This window comes from Actinoplanes hulinensis (assembly GCF_019429605.1).
Lineage (GTDB): Bacteria > Actinomycetota > Actinomycetes > Mycobacteriales > Micromonosporaceae > Actinoplanes > Actinoplanes campanulatus.
Window position 1 is genome coordinate 83684 of the sequence record NZ_JAHXZI010000026.1, and the last position, 18502, is coordinate 102185.

The following is an 18502-nucleotide window of genomic DNA, read 5'->3' on the forward strand; positions in this document are numbered from 1 at the left end:
ACCTCAAACGGCTGGTGTCCACCCTGCGCGGCCGCAACGTCACCTGGGCGCGCATCGGCGGCGCGCTCGGCATCACCCGGCAATCCACATGGGAACGCTTTTCCGGCGAGGAGTAGAAACGGCCTCCTCAGTGTTCCCGGCCACGGGCCGCCGCCAGCTCGTCGGTCAGCAGCAGCTCACGGCGCACCAGCCCGGCCCGGTAGGCGGCACGCCCCACCATGTGTGCCGCCACCGGAGCCGTGATCAACTGGAAGACGCCGACCAGCACCAGGGTGGTGATGTCCACGACGGTGCCGAGCCGGATCGCCGTACCGGTGAGGATCAGCAGCAGGCCCAGCACCTGCGGCTTGGTCGCGGCGTGCATCCGCGACAACAGGTCCGGAAAGCGCAGCAGCCCGACCCCGGCGGCCAGACTGAGCAGCGCCCCGCCCAGCAGACAGAACCCGGCGACGGCGTCCAGCACACCCATCACGACCCTCCCGCCACGGTGCCGGACTCCCGCGACGCCGGGCGGCCCGGCCCGGACCGGGCCGCCGGATCGGCGAACCGGGCCACCGCCACCGAACCGACCGCACCGAGCAGCGACAACCCGAGCAGAATCGGAAGCCCGGTCGCGTCCCTGCTGTAGGCGGCCTCCGCGGCGATCGCACACACCGTGATCGCGAGCAGCACGTCCATGGCCACGATCCGGTCCAGCGTCGACGGCCCCCGGACGATGCGGACCAGTGTCAATCCCGCCGCAGCGGCAAGGAACACAGCGACGACGATCATCCTGCACCTCCCTCGACGGCGGCGATCTCGGCATCGGAACCGACCGCCCCGATGATCCGCCGCTCGATCCCACGAACATCCCGCCGGAACCGGGCGATGTCCGCCGGCCCGGCCACATCGAACACATGGACGTAGAGCACCCCGGCCTCCCGGTCCAGGTCCACGATCAGGCTCCCCGGCACCAGCGACACCGCCTCCGCACACATCGTCAGATTCAGATCGGACCGGACCGCGAGCCGAAGCGCCAGCACCGCGCTGCGCGGCGCCCGCCGCCCCGCCAGAGCCGTCCACGCCAGCTGAAAACTCGCCACCCACAGGTCTATGACGAACCGGACCGTGAACCGCAGCAGCCCGACCGGCCGCAGCCGCCCCGCGAACGTCACCCGCGGCAGCGGGAACACCGCCAGCACCAGCACCGACACCAGCAGGCCACCGAACAGCGTCAACCACGAGAACGAGCCCCACAGCAGCATCCACACCACGGTGAGCGCGGCGACCGCGACCAGCCGGTCCCGCGTGCCCGCCATCATGGCAGCACCGCCCGTACGTAGGGGCTTCTCGCCAGCAGATCCGCGGCCACCGTGTCGGTGAGCGCGTACAGCGGCCCGGCCGCCACGGTGAACAGCATCCCCGCCACGACCAGCGCGGCGGTCGACGTCACCATCAGCCGCGACGACCGCAGCGGCGCCGCCACCGGAACGGTCGCCGGGGTACGCCAGAACGCCAGGTTCCACACCCGCGCCAGGGCGTACAGGGTGAGCAGGCTGGTCACCGCCGACCCGGCCACCAGCAGCCACGACAGCGCCGAACCGTCGCCGGCGCCGGCCTGGATCAGCCCCAGCTTGCCGAGGAACCCGGAGAACGGCGGTATCCCGGCCAGGTTCAGCGCCGGCAGGAAGAACAGCACCGCCAGCACCGGCGCCGTCCGCGCCAGCCCGCCCAGCCGATCCAGCGCGGTACTCCCGCCACGCCGCTCGATCAGCCCCGCCACCAGGAACAACGTCGTCTGCACCACGATGTGGTGCAGCGTGTAGAACACGGCCGCCGACAGCCCGGCCCGCGACGCCAGGCCCACCCCGAACAACAGGTAGCCGATGTGACTGACCAGCGTGAACGACAACAGCCGCTTGATGTCGGACTGCGCCACCGCGCCCAGGATGCCGACCACCATGGTCGACAGCGCCGCGACCATCAGCAGGTCGGCGACCCGCCCGCCGGGGAACAGCAGCGTCTCGGTCCGGATGATCGCGTACACGCCCACCTTCGTCAGCAGCCCGGCGAACACCGCCGTGACCGGCGCCGGCGCCGTCGGATAACTGTCCGGAAGCCACGCCGACAGCGGGAAGATCGCCGCCTTGATCCCGAACGCCAGCAGCAGCATGCCCTGCAACACCAGCCGTACACCGTCGGGCAGCGCGTCCAGCCGCTCCACCAGCTGCGCCATGTTCAGCGTCCCGGTGGCCGCATAGATCAGCCCGATCGCGGCCAGGAAGATCACCGACGACAGCAGGCTGACCACCACGTACGTCGTCCCCGCCCGGATCCGCGTCTCGGTCCCGCCCAGCGTGATCAGCACATAGCTGGCCGCCAGCAGGATCTCGAACCCGACGTACAGATTGAACAGGTCACCGGAGAGGAACGCGTTCGTCACACCCGCGGTCAGGATCAGATAGGTCGGGTGGTACACCGACAGCGGATGCTCCTCGTCACCGTCCGTGCCGCCCTGCCCGATCGAGTAGAGCAGCACACACAGCGTCACCGCGGACGACACCACCAGCATCAGCGTGGCCAACTGGTCGGCGACGAGCACGATCCCCAACGGCACCGGCCAGCCACCGACCGCCACGACCAGCGGCCCGTCGGCGGCCAGCACCAGCAGCACGGCCGACACCACCAGGGTCGCGGCGAGCACGCTCACACTGATCGCCCGCTGCACCCGCGGCCGCCGGAACATCAACAGTGTCGCCGCGGCACCCAGCAGCGGCATGACCACCGGCAGAGGAACGAGCCACGTCATCGCGAAGCCTCCAGGGCCTCGGCGTCGGATCCCTCGTCACGGTCGGCCAGCTCCCGCACCCGCCGGTCCTCGGCGTCGTCCTGCACCTCGTCATGACCGGTCAACAACCAACTGCGGTACGCCAGAGCCAGCAGGAACGCCGTCATCCCGAGAGTGATCACGATCGCGGTCAGGATCATCGCCTGCGGCAGCGGATCGGTCATCTCCGCCGGGTCGGCGACGCCCACGATCGGCGGCGCCCCGGGCCGGGCGGCCGTGAGCACGAGCAGATTCGCCCCGTTGCCCAGCAGCATGACGCCCAGCAACACCCGGGTCAGCGTACGTTCCAGCAACAGCACCGTCCCGGCGGCGAACAACACGCCGACCGCCAGCAGCAACGAGACGCTCATACCAGCTCCTTCGTGGCCGAAGCCGGTTCCGCGGCGGCCGCATGCCGGTCCACCTCCGCGCCGAGACTGCGCAGCACGTCCAGCACCAGCCCGACGACGATCAGATACACCCCGATGTCGAACAACGTCGACGTCACCACATGCACCTCACCGAGCAGTGGCACATGCAGGTCCAGGACGGCGCTCTGCAACACCTGCCCACCCAGCACCAGCGCCCCGGCCCCGGTGCCGACCGCCACCAGCAGCCCCGCCCCGAGCACCGCCCCGGCGTCGACCGGCGCCGCCGCGGCCAGCTCGTACCGGCCCCCGGCCAGATACCGCACGGTCAGCGCCAGCCCCGCCACCAGGCCACCGGTGAACCCGCCACCCGGCGTGTCATGGCCGGTGAGCAGCAGATAGACCGACAGCAGCATGATGACGTGGAAGATCAGCCGGGTGACGACCTCCAGCATCGTCGACCGCCGCCCCGCCTCCACGGTGTGCCCGGCCATCAGCCACACCGGCTCGTTCCGCGGCGGATCGGACGGCGTCTCCACCGGCCCGCGCCGATGCAGGCGCTCCGCCCGCCGGAAGATCAGACTGGCCACCCCGGTCGCCACCGCGACCAGCACCGCGACCTCGCCCATCGTGTCCCAGGCGCGGATGTCGACCAGGATCACGTTGACGATGTTGTGGCCGCCACCCAACGGCACCACCAGCTCCGGATAGGCCTGCGACACCGGCACCGCCTGCCGCGCCGACACCGCCAGATAGCCCACCCCGGCCATCACCGTGCCGACCGCCACCCCGATCCCGACCCGGACCCGGCGCCTCCACGGCCCGGGCCGCTGCGAGAAGTGACTGGGCAGCCTCCGCAGCACCAGCACCACCATGACCAGCGTGACCGTCTCCACCAGGAACTGGGTCAGCGCCAGATCCGGCGCGCCGTGCAACAGGAAGACGACAGCATTGGCGTAACCGGTGACCCCGACCAGGATCACCGCGGTGAGCCGGCGCCGAGCCGGCACCGCGAACACGGCGGCGACGATCAGAACCGCCACCGGCAGCAGATGCAACGGCGTCTCCCACAGCCGCACCGCCGTCGCGCCCGGCCACCCGGCCACCATCGCCGGACCCGCCGTCACGATCAGCATCAGCAGGATCAGCGCCAGATAGAACGGCAGCGAACCACGCTGCGTCGCCCCGGTCACCTCCACCGCGAGCCGGTCCGTCCCGGTCATCACCCGCTCATACCCCCGGCCGCCGGGCCGCGGCCCGGCCAGACCGGCCGGCAACACCTGGAACAGCAGCAGCCCGGCGGCCACGACCAGCACGGACAGGACCAGCGGCACACCGGGCCCGTGCCACAGCGCGAGGTGATCGGCGCTTCCGCGGAAACCGTCGGCGTACGGGCTGAGCACCCGGTCGAGGTGCCCCGCCCCGAAACCGGCCGCCACCCCGGCAGCGGCCAGCACCGCCGGAGCGGCCAGCAGCGACCCGCCCGCACCGGACGCGACCGCGGCGTTCTCGGCGGCGGGTCTGCGGGCGAAGGCACCCCACAGGAACCGGGCCGTGTACGCCACGGTCAGCACCGAGCCGGCCACCACACCGGCGAGCACCAGCCGGCCCACCGCCCCCGCGTCCAGCAGCGCGGCGAACACCGCCTCCTTCCCGGCGAACCCGATGGCCGGCGGCAGACCCGCCATCGACAACGCGGCCGGCACCGCGACCATCACCAGCAGCGGCGCACGCCGACCCCACCCGTCGAGCCGCCGCAGATCCCGGGTGCCCGCCGCCTTGTCGATCACCCCGACGACCAGGAACAGCGCCGCCTTGAACAGGGCGTGCGCGAACAGCATCGCCGTCCCCGCCAGCGCCGCCCCCGCCGTCCCGAACCCGAACACGGCGGTCAACAGCCCCAGCTGACTGACCGTGCCGTACGCGAGAAGAAGTTTCAGATCGTTCTGGAAGAGCGCCGCCCAACCACCCACCAGCATCGTGACCAGGCCCAGCCCGACCGCCGACACCCTCCAGACCGTCGCGGCCGCCCCACCCGCCGCGACGATCATCGGCGCGAACCCGGCCACCAGGAACACCCCGGCCTTCACCATCGACGCCGCATGCAGATAGGCGCTCACCGGGGTGGGCGCGGCCATCGCCGCCGGCAGCCAGAAACTGAACGGGAAGATCGCCGACTTCGACAGCGCCCCGATGAGGATCAACACCACCGCCACCACCAGCACCGGGCCGTCCGGCAGCGCCACCGCCACCTGCGACCAGCGGTAACCGCCCGCGTGCTCACCCAGGATCACCAGACCGACCAGCATCGCCAGCCCACCGGCCGTCGTCACGATCAGCGCCTGCAACGCCGCCCGCCGGTTCGGCCGGGCCTCGCCGGTGTGCCCGATCAGCAGGTACGACAGGACCGTGGTCAGCTCCCAGAACATGTACATCAGCAGCAGGTCGTCACTGACCACCAGGCCGAGCATCGCCCCCGCGAACCCGGTGAACACCGCCGCGAACCGGCCCAGCCCGGCCGTACCCGGCGCGAAGTAGCGGGCGCAGTAGACCAGCACCAGCGCGCCGACACCACCGACCAGCAACACCAGCAGCCACGACAGCGTGTCCACCCGGAACGCCAGGCTCAACCCGAGACCCGGAACCCACGGCTGAACCCACTCCCCGGACCGATGCGTCACCGCCCACCCGAACACACCCGCCGGAACGGCCGCCAGCAGATAGAACGCACGAGGCCCCCACAGCCGAACCAGCACCGGCGCCAGCAACGCGGCCACCAGGTGCGCGCCCAGCAGCATCAGCACGGCGCCGCCAGCAGATCGTGCAGCCGGGCCAGCGCCGGCGATCCACCGACGGCGATCAGCACGTCCCCGGCCCGCAGGAGAAAGGCGGGACCCGGGTGGGGGAGCATCCGCTCCCCGCGGATCACAGCGACGACGTCGGCGCCGTGCGGTGAGGCCAGCGGCCGGTCCACCGACCCCGAACCGGCCGGAACCCGGATCCGGATCGCCCGCATCCCGTCCGCGGCCGGGTCCGGCCCGTCGACGTGATCGAGCGTGACCATGGTGTGCAGCACGTCGGCCACCAGATGCGCCTCCTCGGCGCACAGCACCACCGTGCCGGCCGCCCGGTCAGGATCGACCGGATCGTAGATGGCCAGGTCACGGCCGCCATCAGGGCGCACGACGATCCCCAGCCGCGCCCCGTCCTGCGTGGTGAGCAGGTGTGACACGCCGACCCCGGGCAGACCGATCCGTTCCAGTGTCATGACGCCACCTCCCACTCGTTCCGGCATGACCTCCATCCAAGCCGCGCCGCCTCCCGGCGACCATCGGGACCGACCTCCATTCCCGGGGCGGGCCACCACCCATTTCGCCTCCGCCGTCCACGCGGAGGATGGGTGGCGGCCCGGATGGACGTCTCCCGACCGGATCGGGGACGCTGGGCCCGCAAGCAGTCGAGGATGGGTGCGATGGTGGACGAGAACCAGCGGTTGTCGCTGTTCTGGCGGATCTTCCTGCTCAACGCGGCCGTGGTGACCGCGGCATTCGGCCTGCTCATGGTCGGGCCGTTCACCGTCTCCACCCCGGTCCTGCTGACCGAGGCGATGATCCTCAGCGGTGTCCTGGCGGTGATGCTGGCCGCCAACGCCGGGCTCCTGCGCCTCGGGCTCGCCCCGCTCGACCGCCTCGCCCACACCATGAACACGGTCGACCTGCTACGCCCCGGACACCGGCTCACCGTCACCGGCCGCAACGGCATCGCCGACCTGATCCGCAGCTTCAACACCATGCTCGACCGCCTCGAAGCCGAGCGCGCCACCAGCGCCGCCCGCGCACTGTCCGCCCAGGAGGCCGAACGGCAGCGGATCGCCCAGGAACTGCACGACGAGGTCGGGCAGACCCTCACCGCCGTACTCCTCGAACTCAAACGGGTCGCCGACCACGCGCCCGAGCCGGTCTCCGGCGAGGTCCGGCAGGTGCAGGAGACCGTCCGCAACGGGCTCGACGAGATCCGCCGCATCGCCCGCCGCCTACGACCGGGCGTCCTCGAGGAACTCGGCCTCGCCAGCGCCCTCAAATCACTGGCCGGCGAGTTCTCCACAGCCGGCGTGACCGTGCGCCGCACCATCGATGCCGACCTGCCCGGCCTCGGCAAGGAGACGGAACTGGTGCTCTACCGGGTCGCCCAGGAGGCACTGACCAACACGGCCCGGCACTCCGGAGCCCGGCAGGTGACCCTCAGCCTCTCCCACCAGTCGCCCCGCACCCTGATCGAACTGCGCATCCGCGACGACGGCCGCGGAATCGCCGGAGCACCCGAAGGCGCCGGCATCGGCGGCATGCGCGAACGCGCCCTGCTGATCGGCGCCGACCTCACCATCGGCCCGGCTCCCGGCCGCGGCACCGAGGTCCTGCTACGAGTCCCCCTCGGCGAGGAGAAGCCCCATGACTGACCGCGAACCGGCACGCATCCTGCTCGCCGACGATCACGCCCTGGTCCGCCGCGGGGTCCGGCTCATCCTCGACAGCGAACCCGACCTGACCGTGGTCGCCGAAGCCTCCGACGGCGCCGAGGCCATCGCCCAGGCCCGCACCGAACGCCCCGACCTGGCGATCCTCGACATCGCCATGCCCCGGCTCACCGGCCTGCAGGCGGCCCGCGAACTGTCGCGCATCCTGCCCGACCTGCGCATCCTGATCCTCACCATGTACGACAACGAGCAGTACTTCTTCGAAGCCCTCAAAGCCGGGGCCTCCGGATACGTACTGAAATCCGTCGCCGACCGCGACCTCGTCGAGGCCTGCCGAGCCGCCGTCCGCGGCGAACCGTTCCTCTACCCGGGCGCCGTCAACGCCCTCATCCGTAACTACCTGGAACGCGTCGCCGACGGCGAAGACCCCGCCTCCGGCCGAACCATCACCGACCGCGAGGAGGAGGTCCTGAAACTGGTCGCCGAGGGCCACTCCTCCAAAGAGATCGCCGACCTGCTGGTGATCAGCGTCAAGACGGTAGAACGGCATCGCTCCAACCTGCTGCAGAAACTCGGCCTCCGCGACCGCCTCGAACTGACCCGCTATGCCATCCGCGCCGGCCTCATCGAACCCTGACCCCACCACACCCCGCCGCCGGACGACGTCAACGGCGATCCGCCTCCGTCTCCTCGATCGTGGCCCGCAGAATGTCGGCGATCTGCCGGAGAACGACCGTGGCGCCGCGGCGGTGTCCGGTCTGTGGCGGGCGGTCGCCGGGTAAGGCGTGGACGTCCATGGTGTTCTGTTCGGCGGCGTGCCGGGTGCGGCACAGGCCGCTCCTGGCACGCCGAAGCTCCGCCCCCTTGCGATGGGGATGGATGGACGCCAGTCACGCGTTCCGATGCCATCCATGGGGGCCGGAGCTCAGCGGCCTATTGTCTGCACTACGACGCATCGACCACCTCCTCCGTTTTCGGCCGACTGTCCGCCCCGTCCGGCCTGTGTGGCCGCCGACGCGGGGCGTGACTCGGTTTCGGCTGGTCACGCCCCGGCCGTCTCAGGCACCTTGTGCTCTGCCGGGGCGTGCCGGCCGCCGTCGGTTTCCCATGCGTCTCCGGGTGCGTTGTCGACGGCTGCTCGAAGGGCTGGTGTGCTGACCGTGGAAATGATGTTCTGGGCGTGGACGGGGTTGGTGCTGGTGGCGGCCAGGATCATCGCCGTGTCGGCGGTGCCGCTTGCGGTGTCGGGTGCGACGACGAGCAGATCGACGCGTTCGTTGCGTTCGCAGATCGCGGTCAGCAGGCTGAGCGGTTGGCTGGTGAAGTAGCCCAGCCGGAGCACCCTGCCGTGCACGCTGAGGCGGCGGGGGTGGTTGTCCCAGCCTCCGGCTGCCAGCACGAGCCGGGTGACCGGGCCGCGAATCTTGTCGATGGCCAGGACCAGGCCGGGTAGTTCGGCGATGGGATCGGTACTGCGTGGCCACCAGGCGCCGTCGAGCAGGGTGCGTCGGGAGCCGGTGGGCTCCAGGCGCAGCCGCGGAACGGACGGTGGCGTCACCGAGGCGATGGTCATGCGTGCGTGGGCAGTCGTGACTTTCATGGTCGACTCCTTTCGCCTGCCGCCGATGTCACCCGCGGGTCGAAACCGTCGGCAGGCTGGGTGTGCTGGTCCAAAGAGGCGTTGCTGAGGCACGTGCGATGAGGCGCCAAGTTGATCTAATGCGGGATCGTGAGCGTCTTGGCGGGGTGACGTCGAGTGGCTCGGCCCACCGCGGCGACGGCGGCGGAGCCGGGTTTGACGTAGCGGCCGGTGGTGCGTGGGCTGCGCCAGCGACCTTCGGCCATGAGTACGGATGGCGGCGTCACCGAGACGATGGTCATGCGTGCGTGGGCAGTCGTGACTTTCATGGTCGACTCCTTTCGCCTGCCGCCGATGTCACCCGCGGGTCGAAACCGGCGGCGAGCTGGCGGGGTGCGGTGGTCTAAAAGGGGTGCCGTACCCGGGTGATCGGTCTAGCGGCGCTGGTCTTGTTAGCGGCGCTGGTTGGACAGGCGGCGTAGCTGGGCGATCCGGACCGTGCCGACCACCATGGTCAGAATCGCCGCGCCGACTGCAGCGATCAGCAGCGCCAGGGCCAGCGGCAGGCTGCCGCCCATTCCCAGGAAATCGACCTGCACGCTACGGCTGTTCTGCCCGATGAAGACGATCAGCACCACGGACAGCAACGCGGCGGCACAGATGCCGGACCACGTCGAACCCGCGCGAGTGCGGGGCACCCGACCCGTCGGCGACGCCGCGGGCGTGACGCCCTCGGCCCGCGGCGGCGAGGCCGTGGAATGAGTAGATGGGATTCGAGTGAAGTGCCGGTCGTCGAACATGACATCCCCTGAGTGGTGGGCCGGTGTGGCGGGCACCTCAAGGACGGATGTCGTCGATTCCGGAATACCTTCATCGTACGCCTGTTCGGCCGCAACGGCCTGCTGTGTCAGCTGCTGATCGGCAAACCTGATCAACAGCCACCCGAGTCTCGCCGGGTATCCGTCCCTCGGACGCGCATGTCACTTACCCAGCGATCACGTGGGCGTACGGCGTTGGCCCTGGCATAACCGTCACGCAAAACCGAATGCCGCCGCCCTGATGATCAAGCCGAAACCTCGTGCTACCTGCGGAAACGGGTTCAGATACAGTCACTGACCTTGTCGTTTGACCGCCAACTCGGCGTTGCCACGGGCCAGCCTGCTGCGTTACCAGGTGCGACTACGGCAAGCCCGGTGGACGAGTCGCTGCGGGTAGAGCCGGATCGACCGTGCGTTATCTGTGGCCAGATCCGGATGTCGGGTTGCGCACATCAGACGAATATCGTCTCGGATCTCCTCGGAATTGGTGGCATCGGCGACGTAGCCGTGCAGGAAGTGCCGGACCTTCTCGATCGACGGAAGTGCCGAGCGTTCTTCCGCCCGTGAGCGAAACGGCTCGGGCAGCCGAGACGGATCCACGGTGACCTCAGCGTCGATCGGACTCACGAATTGCATCGCGGATCATCTCGGCTATCTCCCGAAGGAAGACTGCTGCGGCTTCGTCCGTAGCATTTTCACCCATTCCCCAGTTGGCATCCCAGGCCACCAGGCGCAGCAATGTTCCAGGAGGCTGCGGTTCGGAGAGGATAGTCTCGAACGCGGCGAGATACTGGTGGAGATAAAAGGTGCTGAAATTGGTGGTATCTCGTAGCTCCCGCCTGACCTCGTCCAAATCCTCGGCGTCTTCGACGTAGGTCTGCAGCATGTCGCGCACCTTGTCGAGCGGTGGACGGGCGGAGCGTTCGGCGATGCGGTTGCGCATCGGCTCAGGAAGGTCAGAGAAGTCCATGGAGTTCAGCCTAGTCCTGCGGGGAACGTCGTGATGATGAAGAATTCTAGCGGATCCGAACCGGCAACAATCTTGATGGCGATTCGTGCGAGACTTGTCACGGAATATTCGGGATCCGGAGGGCCTGGGTTGAACATGTTTTTGTTGCAATACCCATGGCCCACACGATGTCCGGCATCGAACCTTGCTTTATGTATGCCGTCCATCGCCAGATCGCTACGAATCTCTTCCCAATTGTTTTGGACATATTCGTTTACCGCGCGGTTCATAGTGGACGAGTCGATCCATTGGTACGACTTATTCTCAGAATGGCGCCACGGTTGATCGCCGTAAATTCGTCCCTCGACCGTTCGGACCCCCGAGGTCGGATCGTGGTGTCGCTGCAGCTGAACGTCTGGCCCGTGCCGTTCGATGGTGTGAGCGCCGCGTGGCTGGTACAACCGGTCGTTGTTCTCGAGGTTGACTCTCGGCGGGTCCTCACCCAGCGCCTCGTAGCGGCGCATGGCCTCCGACACATCGGAAGCCTTCAAGCCCGGTTCGTCCTGGCCGGAAGGGTCGGTGGCGATGTGGGGTGGATCGCCGGCCGTCATGGGGCGGGGGCGACCCTGACCGTCGACCGTGAGGGCGTCGAAACGCATGACGTCGCACGGCACGTCGCGGCCCGAGTGCATCGGGCCGGACTCGCTGATCTGGCGGGTCTGAGCGTCCAGATAGAGGATCGTGCCGTTCTGGTTCACCGCGGCGAACGCGTGCGTGCGACCCGCCTGGTCCTGCGTCGTGACGAACGCGAACGAACCGTGACCCAGGCCCAGCAGATGGTTGCGCAGACGGGCCTCGGCCAGGCGCACCTCGGTGCGGGCGTTCTCCGGATCCAGGGCGCCCACGTCGGTGAGGCCCTCGAAACGGCCGCCCGTCGTCGACTCGATGCGGGACGAGACACCACGCTCGGCACCGTACGGGCGGGACGGATCACCATTGCGGTAACCGTCGAACGTGCGCGGCGCGGACACCCTCGGGCGCCCGTGCATGTACGTGTCGAACAGTGACAACACCGTGTCACCGCAGTTGATCGACCGGGTCGGGTCGGCCTCCGGGCCACCGTCGTTGACCAGGCCGAACCACTCGCCGTCACGCGGATCGGCCTGCCGCACCGGGTTGCCGTCGCCGTCGCGCGGCACGGCACGTTCCAGGTCGGTCTGGTGCACCCGCAACGGCGGACGCAGGCCACCCCGCTGGTGGTAGCGGCGCGTCGTGTCGATCGAACGCGGGCTGTCGTCGCCGGTCAGTGCCGAACGGTCACCCGTCTCCACCGGGCCGGGCGCGAGATCGCTCGCACTCTCGTTGAGCCGCTCCCACTCCGCGCCGGTGACCTCGACGTCCCCGATCTCACCGCCACGCTCGATATCGGACGCCCGGACCTCCAGGTCATCGGCGTCGACCTCGAGCCGGCGGCGGTCCGCGACGATCCGGTCGGCTTCGGCGAGATCGCCGCGCTCGTCCGCGGACCGGAGCGGGTAACGCAGGTCGTCCGCCTGCGCCCGCTTCGTCTCGGCCTGCTTGCGCAGGTCACGGCCCATCTCCTGGCGATGGTTCTCGTCGAACTCGCGCCGGGTCCGCTCGTTCTCGTACTGATAATTCTCCCGGGCCTGCTGATCGGCCACCGCGTCCACGGCCGGCGTCTCCGCCAGCGTGACCTCGGGCTCGGTCCGCGGCCCAGGGTCAAGAACGGACAGCGGATCGCTGTCCGTCGGCGCGTCCATCGACGTCGGGTCCAGCACCGCCAGCGGATCGAAGACCCCGCGGTCCGGGTCGGCCTCCGTCGACGGCGAGCTTTCCTCCTCACCTGTACGCGTGACGCGCTCATTTTCGGGCGAAGGCGCACTGTCCTCCACCGACGTACGAACGGTGGTCTGATCCGCGCGCGCCTGAACGCTCGGCTCATCGACCGGACTGTCTACGGTCGCCTCCACCGTCGTCGACTGCTCGACGCTCGGCGAGGGCGTCACCGTCTGCGCCTGCTGCGTGTCGACAGTCGGCGGCGTGCTGACGGTCGGTGCCGGCTCCGTGTTCACCGACGGCGGTGCGGGTGGCTGTGTGGTGACCGGCGGGGTCGTGTTGACCGGGGGCGCGGGCGGGGCCGGCGGCGGGGACGGCTGGGTTACCGGGGTCTGCTGCTGGGGCTGGGCCTGCTGCTGGTAGGCCAGTGGGGGCGGAGGCGGCGTGGTCCGGCTGCTGTAGTGCGGGGCCGGCGGGGTGTTCGGAACGGCCATCGGGTTGCCCTGGCCGTCGAGCAGCAGGGCGTTGAGCTGGATGACGTTGGACGGGTCGTTCGTGCCGTTGTGGCCGTAGAGGGTTCGGTGGCCGGGGCCGCCCGCGAAGTTCGTGGCGTCGACGCACACGCCGCTCTGCGGGTCGATGAAATAGAGGACGCCGTTGTGGTTGACGGCGTTCCAGGCGTGCGCCGAACCGCCCGACCACTGGTTGATGATGATCGCGGTGGAGCCGTGGCCGCCCTGGAGCAGGGTGCGGGCGATCCGGGCGAAACCCTGGTCGATGTCGTTCTTGGCGTCGGCGTCGGACCTGTTGCCGACATGGGGTGTGACCTCGGTGAAGCCGCTGCCGGTCACACGTTCGGCGCGGTGGTGGCCGTCCGCCTCGCCCACGTGCCGGTCGGGGAGACCGTAGTTGTAGGTGTCGACGGTTCGGGCCGCGGCCACGGTCGGGCGGCCGTGCAGGTAGGTCTCCAGGAACGACAGCGAGCAGTCCAGGCAGTTGACGCCACGGGTCGGGTCCGAGGCCGGACCGCCGTCGTTCATCAGCCGCAGCCACTGTTGAGTCGGGTCCGGGGTGCGCTGGGGGCGGCCGTTCTGGTCCCGGGGGATCAGGCGCTCCAGGTCCTCCTGGTGCATCGCGAGTGGTATCCGCAGGCCGCCCGGCTGGTGGTAGCGGCGTTCGGTCCGGGCGTTCGGCGGGTTCGTGGTGCCGGTCAGCGCCGACTGGTCATTGCTCCAGATCGGGTTGTCGGAGAGGGTCCCCTGATCGAAGTTCGCCCGGTCGAAGTCCGTGCCGGTCAGCTGGATCGAGTACGGGTTGCTCAGGAGCTTCACGGCGTCGGCCCGGCGCTTGAGAGCGTCCAGTTCCTGCTTGCGGTACTGCAACTCCTGGTTCAGGTAGAAGTCGCGCCGCTTGATGTCCAGGGCCTGGGTGGCCATGTCCGCCCGCTGCCGGGCCGTCCACTGCCGCTGCCGGGCGTCCGCGATCTTCTGGTCCAGTGGTGTCAGCGTGCGCTGGACGATGTCGTTCTGGACGTCCAGCTTGTTCTGGTCGCGCTGGTCGAAGTACGCCTGCTCGGCCTGCTGCTGTTGCGGGGTCCGCTGTGTCAGGTGCGGAGCGCCGTGGGACGCGCCGGCCAGCGGCAGATCGTTGCGGCCGGCGTCCTGCCGTGATTGATCCTGCGAACCGGGCCGCTGATCCGGCGAGGTGGACGGTCCGGTCTGCGACGGAATCGACGTGGACGGGCCGCCGGGGGTGCCGGTGCTCGGCTGACTCGGGCTCGTGACGCTTGTCGAAGTCGAAGTCGAAGTCGAAGTCGAAGTCGAAGTCGAAGTCGGGTTCGAGGTCGATGTCGTCGCGGTCGGCGTGCCGGTGGTGGCCGTGGTCGTGGTGGTCGGCGACGTGGTGTTGGTCGTCGCGGTGACCGGTGCGGTGCTGGTGGTAGCCGGTGAGGTGGAAACCGTCGTCGGGGAGGAAGACGACGGCGACGTGGCAGGGGAGTACGACGGCGAGGTGGACGGCGATGTGCCGACGTTCAGGCTGGTCGGGGTGGTCGGGTTACCGCTCGCGAGCGACACGTTCGGGCTCGGCGAACTCATCGGGCCGCTGGTGGCCACCGACGGCCCGCCGACCGGCCCGGAGTTGCCGGTGTTCGGGGCGAACGCCACCGGCCCGTTCGAAGCCGTGCTGGACGGAGCCGTATTCACCGACGGCGACGGCGACGAGGTCGAGACGCTCGGACCGGTGTTGGCCGGCGCCTCGACGGTCGGCGTGACCCCGGACAGCGTGACCCCACTGCTGGAGGTGGAGGTGCTGACCTGCGAGTGAGTGGTCGTCGAGGCCTGAACGGCGTCATGCGAAGGCGACGGCGAGGACATGGGTGAAGACGACGGCGACGGCGACGAGGTGGAGGCGGACGACGGCGAGTGCGACGCGGGGGAGTGCGACGAGGCGGAGCTGTGGCTCGCCGGGGACGACCCGCCACCGGACACGCTTCCGCCAGAGGAGGACGACGAGGAGGACGAAGGCGACGAAGCGGAAGAGCCACCCTCCGACGCCCCCGAACCCGAGGACAGATCGCCGACCGCGGTGCTCACCCCCGTACCGGAAGAGGGGTTTGAAACCGACGACGAACCCGGCCCCGCATCACCCAGGGTGAGGCCCCCGGCGCTGTCGAGGCTGTTGCCGAGATCGTTGAACTCGGAGCGGGTGCCGCCGACCGCTGACCCGGCCGCGCCGGACGTGGCCGCCTTGCCGAGGTCCTCCCAGCCCGGCAGTTCGCCGCCGACCAGGGATCCGCCCAGCTCACCGAAGACCTCGCCACCGGCGCCGCGCAGCAGATTGTTCTTCCCGCCCGCACCGACGCCGGCGATCGTGGACGCCGCGCCACCGGCCGCACCCGCCGCCGTCGACTGGACCAGGTCACCGACCGAGAAGTCGTCGTGCCCGGCCGCGTCCTGGTAGGCCTGCACGCCGAGGTTGGTGAGCGCCTCCTCCTTGGCCTCGTCCTTGGCCTCGTGCAGCGCCTTCTTACCGAGGTCCTTCAGGCCCTTCTTGGTGGCGATGTCCTTGAGCGCCCGCTGCCCGGCCTCCTTGAGCGCCTGCTTGACGCCCTTCTTGGCGAGCTGCGCGACCAGCTTCTTGAAGATCTGCTGGATCGCGAACCGGGTCGCCGCGATCAGACCGCCGGCGGCCGGCGACGCCGCACCCAGCGTGAGCACCACCGTGATGCCGAGGCCGATCAGTTCGATGACGAACAGGCCAAGCTCGATCCACGCCTCGAGCTTGGCGGCCTCGATGTCGGCGCCGCACTCCTTGACCATGTCGCCCATCGCGTCGGCGAACGTGATCAGTGCGTTGAGCGGCGCGTCCTCACCGTTGGCGACCTTGTGCCAGGCGTCGATGAACGCCTCGATCGTGGTGCCGCTGCCGCCGTACGCGTCGATGAACCGCTGGGCCGCCTCGGCGGCGTCCTCCCGCGGGGTCACCAGCGCTTCCGCCAGCCGGTACCACTGGTCGGCGACGTCCCAGGTCAGCTTCTCGTTGCCCTCGGGCCAGTCGAAACCGACCACCCATTCGAGAGCGTCGTACGCCCATCCGGGCAGGTCCCACGGCGAGAAGTCGAACGGGTGCGGGATCGGGCTCGGCAGGATCGTCACGGCATCAGGCCCCGTACGACTTGGTGACGGTGTCGGAGGACCGCGCGTCGGCGCCCAGGTTGTCCTCGACCGAGGCGATGGCCGCGTCGCCGAGGCCCTGCACGTACCCGGAGATCTTGCCGAAAGCGTCGGTGAACTGCTGCAACAGCGGACCGTAGTTCTGCTGGAAGGCGGCGCCGATGTCGTCGCGGCCCCACGGCTGGCCCTGACTGGCCGCGTTCACCTCGGCGACCGTGCTGCTGTTCAGGCTGACCAGCTGTTTCCCGGCGGCGGACAGGTCCCGGCCGGCGGCGGTGGCGCGTTGCGGATCGAGGTACAGCTCACCGGTCATCGTCGTCACCGGCCTCCCGCATCAGCCGGTCCTGGCGGGCCAGCAGGCCACCGAAGTCGCCGTCACGCATGAACCGCGCCCCCGGCGAGTCGGCCGGAAGGTACTCACCGACCATCGCCTGCACCTGGTCTGTCGTCTTCGCGACAGCCTGCTCGACGGTCCGCAGAATCGTCCGGGACAGCTGGTCCGGATCCTGACGGCGGTAGACCTCCCGGTCCAGCTTCAGGTCGACCAGCTGGCCGCGGGCGCCGACGGTCGCCTTCACCAGACCGTCCGGCGACTCCGCGGTCACGGAAAGCCTGGCCAGCCGGTCCTGAATGTCGTCGAGGCCCAGCCGCAGACGCTGGTACTGCGACACCACGTCGTCGAAACGCGCACGCAGCGCATGATTCGGGTCGCGGTCGGCCTGTCTGCTCACGGTTGTCTCCCCGAGGACTCGCGAATTGACTGGAGCAACCTACCAGCAGCCTCTGCTCTAAGCTCCCCTCTCGATGGTTGAAGGAGGCGCTGGATGATCACGCTCGCCGAGGCGCGGGAGATCGCCACGGGATGGGCTCACCGGCAGACGGTCCGGCGCGGCTACCCGTGCACACCGCAGGTCGATGAGCTGGCGCTCGGCTACGCGGTCTGGATGCGGCTGCCGCCGGAGGCGCGGACCGGGCCGGGCGAGGACGTGATCACCGTCATCGACCGGGAGACCGGCCGGCTCTCGCACTGGCCGCCCGCGCCGTCCGAGGAGCTCGACCAGCGCTACACCGCCCGCCGGGACGCTGCCGTCGGGTCGCATCAGACCGCCGATCCGGTCGCTGAGCTGCGGCGGGAGGCGTACCGGCGGGTCAGCCCCTCGGTGGCCGCGCATTTCACCACCGAAGATGGGCGGCTGTTCCGGGCCCGCGGCGCCAAGGGCGACCAGGAGCTGCGGCACCACCCGCTGGTCGCCGAACGCCTGGCCGCGATCGCGCCGGGGGAGCTGGTCCGCGGCGCGGAGCGGCACGCCGAGCTGCTGGTCGTCTCCGACGTCCTGTACGAGACCGGCAGCCTCGGTGGCGGGCAGTTCGAGACGTTCCACATCCGGGAGAGCGGCGACCCCCGTGGCGGGGAGCCCGCGACACCCTGCTTCACCTGCTGTGACGTGCTCGTGGCGCTGGGCGTGCTGGGGGAGGACGACCGCACGTACCGCAAAGTCCGCCGCCTTGCCGAGGGCACCGATCCGGAGCCGGGCCGGTTCCCGCCGGACGTGGCGTGGGAACTCGCCGCCGAAGGCTGGGAGCCCTCACCCGTGCGGGAACGCCGCGCTTCAGCGGTTCTCCGGGCCATCGAGGAGAACAAAGGCGCGGAGTACGAGCTGAGGCGCTTCCCGGCCGCGGAGGCCGCGTTCCTGGAGTTCTACGACGTCGCCCCGAACCGCAACTGCCCCGGCGCCGGGCAGCGGGTCCGCTGGTTCCAGCTGGGCACCGGGTCGCCGCGTCATCTGGCCGACCCGCTGGGCGAGTTCGGCCGGGTCGTCGGCGCCCCAATGTTTCCGCTCGGCACCGAGGGCTACGAGGAGGCGGTGCTCGCGATCGACGAGCGCGGCCGGGTTTTCTCCCTCGACCAGGGTGGTGAGTGGTTCATCGGCGAGACCCTCGACGAGGCGATCGTCGCGCTGCTCACCGGTCTGCCGGCCGCCCGCATCCGTGACGATGGCACCTGGAGTCAGCCATGATCACCCGCCTTCGTGACGC

The 18502-nt window shown here is 69.8% G+C and carries 18 protein-coding genes; 3 read left to right on the top strand and 15 right to left on the bottom strand.

All coding sequences use genetic code 11. The features are described 5' to 3' along the window. Positions 1–127 precede the first annotated feature (127 nt). Genes mnhG through KZ829_RS36910 form a run of 7 tightly spaced genes read right to left on the bottom strand, consistent with a single transcriptional unit; the run spans position 128 to position 6442 of the window. A complete protein-coding gene (gene mnhG / locus KZ829_RS36880) occupies positions 128–469 on the bottom strand; it encodes a monovalent cation/H(+) antiporter subunit G (RefSeq protein ID WP_220148466.1) in 342 nt (113 codons plus the stop codon). Then, positions 469–771 carry a monovalent cation/H+ antiporter complex subunit F gene (locus KZ829_RS36885; protein WP_220148467.1) on the bottom strand — a complete coding sequence of 101 codons (303 nt, stop codon included), beginning with the start codon at positions 769–771 and terminating at the stop codon, positions 469–471. The genes mnhG and KZ829_RS36885 overlap by 1 nt, the downstream gene beginning before the upstream one ends. Then, complete coding sequence (locus tag KZ829_RS36890) at positions 768–1301, bottom strand: Na+/H+ antiporter subunit E (protein ID WP_220148468.1); 534 nt, start codon at positions 1299–1301, stop codon at positions 768–770. Before KZ829_RS36890 ends, KZ829_RS36885 begins: the two co-directional genes overlap by 4 nt. Beyond that, a complete protein-coding gene (locus tag KZ829_RS36895) occupies positions 1298–2788 on the bottom strand; it encodes a Na+/H+ antiporter subunit D (protein ID WP_220148469.1) in 1491 nt (496 codons plus the stop codon). The genes KZ829_RS36890 and KZ829_RS36895 overlap by 4 nt, the downstream gene beginning before the upstream one ends. Continuing rightward, complete coding sequence (locus KZ829_RS36900) at positions 2785–3177, bottom strand: Na(+)/H(+) antiporter subunit C (protein ID WP_220148470.1); 393 nt, start codon at positions 3175–3177, stop codon at positions 2785–2787. Before KZ829_RS36900 ends, KZ829_RS36895 begins: the two co-directional genes overlap by 4 nt. Beyond that, the gene (locus KZ829_RS36905; RefSeq protein WP_220148471.1) at positions 3174–5978 is read right to left on the bottom strand and encodes a Na+/H+ antiporter subunit A; all 2805 of its coding nucleotides are present in this window, start codon (positions 5976–5978) and stop codon (positions 3174–3176) included. The genes KZ829_RS36900 and KZ829_RS36905 overlap by 4 nt, the downstream gene beginning before the upstream one ends. Beyond that, positions 5972–6442, bottom strand: a complete 471-nt coding sequence (locus tag KZ829_RS36910; protein WP_220148472.1) for a cation:proton antiporter regulatory subunit — start codon at positions 6440–6442, stop codon at positions 5972–5974. The genes KZ829_RS36905 and KZ829_RS36910 overlap by 7 nt, the downstream gene beginning before the upstream one ends. A 195-nt stretch (positions 6443–6637) precedes the next feature. On the opposite strand from KZ829_RS36910, the gene KZ829_RS36915 reads away from it, so the two are divergent. Both KZ829_RS36915 and KZ829_RS36920 read left to right on the top strand, forming a co-directional pair. Continuing rightward, positions 6638–7630, top strand: a complete 993-nt coding sequence (locus KZ829_RS36915; RefSeq protein WP_220148473.1) for a HAMP domain-containing sensor histidine kinase — start codon at positions 6638–6640, stop codon at positions 7628–7630. Then, complete coding sequence (locus tag KZ829_RS36920) at positions 7623–8285, top strand: response regulator (RefSeq protein ID WP_204300501.1); 663 nt, start codon at positions 7623–7625, stop codon at positions 8283–8285. Before KZ829_RS36915 ends, KZ829_RS36920 begins: the two co-directional genes overlap by 8 nt. A gap of 405 nt (positions 8286–8690) precedes the next feature. Here KZ829_RS36920 and KZ829_RS36925 read toward each other — a convergent pair whose 3' ends face one another. The 8 genes from KZ829_RS36925 to KZ829_RS36960 form a co-directional block, all read right to left on the bottom strand. Next, on the bottom strand, positions 8691–9248 hold the full coding sequence (locus tag KZ829_RS36925) for a DUF5994 family protein (protein WP_220148474.1): 558 nt from the start codon (positions 9246–9248) through the stop codon (positions 8691–8693). A 116-nt stretch (positions 9249–9364) separates the two neighbouring features. Then, positions 9365–9556 (bottom strand): hypothetical protein, encoded by a 192-nt coding sequence (locus tag KZ829_RS36930; RefSeq protein ID WP_220148475.1) that lies wholly within the window; start codon positions 9554–9556, stop codon positions 9365–9367. A gap of 123 nt (positions 9557–9679) precedes the next feature. Further along, on the bottom strand, positions 9680–10162 hold the full coding sequence (locus KZ829_RS36935) for a lipopolysaccharide assembly protein LapA domain-containing protein (protein WP_220148476.1): 483 nt from the start codon (positions 10160–10162) through the stop codon (positions 9680–9682). A gap of 231 nt (positions 10163–10393) precedes the next feature. Next, a complete protein-coding gene (locus tag KZ829_RS36940; RefSeq protein ID WP_220148477.1) occupies positions 10394–10681 on the bottom strand; it encodes a hypothetical protein in 288 nt (95 codons plus the stop codon). Next, positions 10653–11015, bottom strand: coding sequence for a hypothetical protein (locus KZ829_RS36945; RefSeq protein WP_220148478.1), 363 nt, complete (start codon positions 11013–11015; stop codon positions 10653–10655). Before KZ829_RS36945 ends, KZ829_RS36940 begins: the two co-directional genes overlap by 29 nt. A 5-nt stretch (positions 11016–11020) precedes the next feature. Continuing rightward, positions 11021–16447 carry a toxin glutamine deamidase domain-containing protein gene (locus KZ829_RS36950; protein ID WP_220148479.1) on the bottom strand — a complete coding sequence of 1809 codons (5427 nt, stop codon included), beginning with the start codon at positions 16445–16447 and terminating at the stop codon, positions 11021–11023. Positions 16448–16451: 4 nt separating this feature from the next. After that, the gene (locus KZ829_RS36955; RefSeq protein ID WP_220148480.1) at positions 16452–16778 is read right to left on the bottom strand and encodes a hypothetical protein; all 327 of its coding nucleotides are present in this window, start codon (positions 16776–16778) and stop codon (positions 16452–16454) included. Further along, on the bottom strand, positions 16768–17196 hold the full coding sequence (locus KZ829_RS36960; RefSeq protein WP_183227125.1) for a YbaB/EbfC family nucleoid-associated protein: 429 nt from the start codon (positions 17194–17196) through the stop codon (positions 16768–16770). Before KZ829_RS36960 ends, KZ829_RS36955 begins: the two co-directional genes overlap by 11 nt. 93 nt (positions 17197–17289) lie before the next feature. Here KZ829_RS36960 and KZ829_RS36965 point away from each other — a divergent pair, with 93 nt between their 5' ends. Beyond that, positions 17290–18483 carry an SUKH-3 domain-containing protein gene (locus KZ829_RS36965; RefSeq protein WP_220148481.1) on the top strand — a complete coding sequence of 398 codons (1194 nt, stop codon included), beginning with the start codon at positions 17290–17292 and terminating at the stop codon, positions 18481–18483. Positions 18484–18502 lie beyond the last annotated feature (19 nt).